This is a genomic window from Pseudomonas sp. 05N434 (assembly GCF_056396965.1).
Map to the genome: position 1 here is coordinate 1 of NZ_JBFTMK010000636.1, position 2,638 is coordinate 2,638.

The 2,638-nt window shown below is 57.1% G+C and carries 3 protein-coding genes; all 3 read left to right on the forward strand.

The features are described 5' to 3' along the window. Positions 1 to 273 (forward strand): Lrp/AsnC ligand binding domain-containing protein (locus AC1DLB_RS27215; protein ID WP_477786024.1); only part of this gene is annotated, 273 nt, incomplete at its 5' end. A gap of 115 nt (positions 274 to 388) precedes the next feature. Further along, on the forward strand, positions 389 to 1,429 hold the full coding sequence (locus tag AC1DLB_RS27220) for a homoserine dehydrogenase (RefSeq protein ID WP_477743230.1): 1,041 nt from the start codon (positions 389 to 391) through the stop codon (positions 1,427 to 1,429). A 12-nt stretch (positions 1,430 to 1,441) separates the two neighbouring features. Continuing rightward, on the forward strand, positions 1,442 to 2,638 hold a 1,197-nt coding region (locus AC1DLB_RS27225), incomplete at its 3' end, for an aldehyde dehydrogenase family protein (protein ID WP_477786025.1).

The following is a 2,638-nucleotide window of genomic DNA, read 5'->3' on the forward strand; positions in this document are numbered from 1 at the left end:
GTTCTTCTCGGTGAGTCGCGGCGGCCTACGTCGCTTATCAGCGCGGTGATCTTTGTCTACCGCTACGACCGCATGCGTGGCGAAGAAGTACTGACTGCGCTGCGCTCCATTCCCGAAGTCGTGCAATGTGAAGTACTCAGTGGTGAGTTCGATTTAATGCTGCGTGTGAATGCCGCCACACCTGAACGCGTCCATCTCGTGTGGAAGGAAATCGCGGCCATGCCGGGGGTGGAAAACACCGTGACATCGTTCGTCCTTTCTGCGGTGTTTTGACAACATCGTGCTTGGGCAAAACGCTCAATTAATACAGCACTCTGCCATATTCAACTGCCAAAGCCCGGCTCTTAGGATGTTCCTAACGAACAACATCAATATAGGAACAGCGCTTATGACTGAGTACAAAATTGCCTTGGTAGGGTTTGGTGGCGTGAACCGTGGCTTCGCCCAATTGGTCGCCGATCGTAATGCCGAGTGGAAAGAGGCCCTGGGCTTCACCATTAAAATTGTCGGTGTCACCGATCTGTTCCTCGGCTCAATCGTTGCCAAAGACGGTCTGGATGCAAAGCAGTTGGTGGCGCTGCCGGTTGAGAAGGGCGCATTCGCTCAACTGCCCGGCGGCAATGCTGAGGCCTTCAACGAAACCGTGATCAAGCATTCCGGTGCAGACATCATCGCAGAAGCCACTTTCACCAATCCGGTGGATGGCGAGCCCGCCACTACCTTTTGCCGCTGGGCCTTGGAAAGCGGCATTCATGTAGTGACCACCAATAAGGGACCTATTGCGCTGCACGGTGCCGAGCTCAAAGCGTTGGCCCGGCGCAACCAGGTCGCCTTCGAATACGAGGGGGCGGTGATGAGTGGCACCCCCGTGATTCGTCTGGCCAGGCAGGCCTTGGCGGGCGCCAACGTGCAAGGCTTCGAAGGCATCCTGAACGGCACTTCCAACTACGTGCTCACCCGGATGAAAGACGGCCTGGCGTTCAACGATGCCGTCGTACAAGCGCAACAGCTCGGCTACGCCGAGGCAGATCCAACCGCCGATGTGGAAGGGTTTGACGTACGCCTCAAGGTGGTGATCCTGGCCAACGAACTGCTCAACGCACGACTGAATGTCAGCGATGTAGCGTGCTCGGGTATCAGCAATATCAGCGCACAAGATATTGCCCAGGCAAGTGCCAATGGCGCTAGCTGGAAACTGATTGGCTCAGCCGATCGTGAAGCAGATGGCTCGGTTCGAGCGAGTGTGGAAGCTCGGTTACTGTCGAACACACATCCTCTTGCCGGAATCAGCGGTGCTACGAATGCAGTGTCATTCAAGACCGAACTGCTGGGAGCTGTCACGGTGTCCGGGCCTGGGGCAGGGCGCATCGAAACAGCCTTCGCATTGCTGTCGGACATCGTCGCCATCCACACCGCCCACGGCAAATAACAGGAGATAGTCATGAGCGTATCCAGCATGGCCAGTATCCAGCTTGTTGAAGCCAAACAGATTGATGTGTTCAGTCCATTCGATGGTCGCCTGGTGGGCAGTGTCCCTTGCCTCGATGCCGCCGCAGTTCCTGGCTTGCTGGAACGTGCGCGAATTGGCGTGCGTGAGAGTGCGGCAATGCCTCGTCACCTGCGTGCGCGCATTCTTGAGGAGGCGGCCCGGCGTGTAGAGCTTGAGGCTGAAGCGTTTGCCAAACTTATTGTTGCAGAGGCGGGGAAGACGCTGCGACAAGCAGAGAAGGAAGTGAAGCGTTGTGTGAATACGCTGAAGCTATCGGCGGAAGAGGCTCGTCGTAACGCCGGGGAAGTGATTCCATTTGAGGCATATGAAGGCTCCGAATCGCGCCAAGGCTGGTTCACTCGAGAACCGTTGGGGCTTATCGTCGCGATCACCCCCTACAACGATCCGCTGAACCTGGTCGCCCATAAACTTGGCCCGGCCATCGCCGGTGGTAATGCTGTGATCCTGAAGCCCTCAGAGCTCGCACCGTTGTCTGCTCTCAAGCTGGTTGAGTGCCTGGTGGAAGCGGGTCTGCCTCCGTCAGTGGTAACCCCGGCGACCGGTGGCGTCGATCTGGGTAAAGCATTGGTGGAGATTCGCGAAGTTCGGATGATTTCCTTTACGGGCGGTTTTGCCACGGGGGAGGCCATTGCTCGTAGTGCAGGGTTGAAGAAGCTAGCGATGGATCTGGGAGGAAATGCCCCGGTTCTCGTGCTTGAAGATTGCGATATCGAACCGACTGTTGAGTCCTGCGTGTCTGGCGCCTTTTGGGCAGCAGGGCAGAATTGCATCGGCACTCAACGCATCCTTGTACATAGTTCAATTTATGAGGACTTCCGTGAGCGGTTTGTCAGCCAAACGCGTGCCTTGGTAGTGGGTGATCCTGACCAGCGAGCAACGGATGTAGGCCCGATGATTACAGAACAGGCGGCCCGTCGTACCGAACAGTTGGTGAATGAAGCACTGGCCGAGGGGGCCGTTCTTCTGTGTGGGCACCATCGCGAAGTGGGGAGCTATGCGCCGACCGTGCTGGAGCGTGTACGCCATAACAGTCGGATTTGGCAGCAGGAAGTCTTCGCGCCGGTTGTCATCCTGGAGCCTTTTGACCACCTGGATGATGCTGTTGCTCTGGCCAACACTCCGGAGTAC